At 36.9% G+C, this 1,358-nt stretch carries 1 protein-coding gene; it reads left to right on the forward strand.

Annotated features, from left to right (window positions below):
• Positions 1–122: 122 nt before the first annotated feature.
• Positions 123–1,358 (forward strand): ABC-F family ATP-binding cassette domain-containing protein (locus R7E47_RS24405; protein ID WP_318085272.1); only part of this gene is annotated, 1,236 nt, incomplete at its 3' end.

Consider the following 1,358-nt stretch of genomic DNA (forward strand, 5'->3'; position numbering starts at 1 on the left):
GAAAAACTTTTAAAACTAAAAGACTTAATGAATACGAATGCAGCAAAACAAGAGGCTGAAGTTCGTCATCGTTATATGGAACAGTTTATTGAACAATTTATGAAAGAGTGGAATGCACAAATATGAAAATGTTAACTGTGGAAAACTTATCAAAATCATATGGAGAGAAACCGTTATTTGATGGATTATCATTTAGTATTGCAGAAGGACAACGTGCCGGAATTATTGGTGTAAATGGTACTGGTAAATCAACGTTGTTAAAAATTATTGCAGGGGCAGAAATTCCTGACACAGGTGATATGACTCATTCACGTGGGTATACAATTAGTTATTTATCACAGCAACCAGAGTTTGATGAACAATTAACAGTATTAGAACAAGTCTTCCATGGTGATACACCTTTAATTCGTCTTCTTCGTGATTATGAAAAGGCGCTATTACATATCGAAAAAGATCCAAGTAATGAGAAAGTGCAAGAGCAGTTATTTGCAGTGCAACAACGTATGGACGCAATGAGTGCGTGGGAAGCAAATGCGAATGCAAAATCGTTATTAACGAAACTAGGAATTACGGATTTCACAGCAACTGTTGGAAATTTATCTGGTGGGCAGAAAAAACGTATTGCGATGGCGCAGTGTTTTATTGAAACACCGGATCTATTAATTTTAGATGAGCCTACGAACCATCTTGACCATGAGACAGTTGAGTGGTTAGAGGAATATTTAGCAAGGTACACAGGTGCGGTATTACTTGTAACCCATGATCGTTATTTCTTAGATCGTGTGACGAATCGTATTTTCGAATTAGATAATGGAAAATTGTATAGTTATGAAGGGAATTACAGTACGTTTTTAGAAGCGAAAGCACTTCGTGAAGAACAAGAACTTGCGCAAGAATCAAAGCGTCAAAACTTATATCGCCGTGAACTAGCGTGGATTCGCCGTGGTGCAAAAGCTCGTTCGACAAAGCAAAAGGCACGTATTCAACGATTTGAAGAGTTAAAAGGTCAAGAAGGTCCAGCTGCAAAACAGTCAGTTGATATTGCGCTTAGCGGTAGTCGCCTTGGAAAAAAAGTACTTGAGTTAAAAGATGTAACGAAAAAATTTGGCGATAAAACAGTATTAAACAACTTCAATCATATCGTGAAACCAGGCGATCGTATCGGAATTATTGGAGCGAATGGAAGCGGGAAATCTTCGCTATTAAATATGCTTGCAGGTAAAATATCTCCTGATAGTGGGGAAATTGAAGTTGGACAAACAGTAAAAATCGCTTACTATACACAAGAAAATGAAGAAATGAATTTAAATCAACGTATGATTGAATACATTAAAGAAATCGCGGAAGTTATTCATACG

The sequence above is a fragment of the Vibrio sp. Vb1026 genome, assembly GCF_033338745.1.
In the GTDB taxonomy this organism is placed as follows: domain Bacteria; phylum Pseudomonadota; class Gammaproteobacteria; order Enterobacterales; family Vibrionaceae; genus Vibrio; species Vibrio alginolyticus.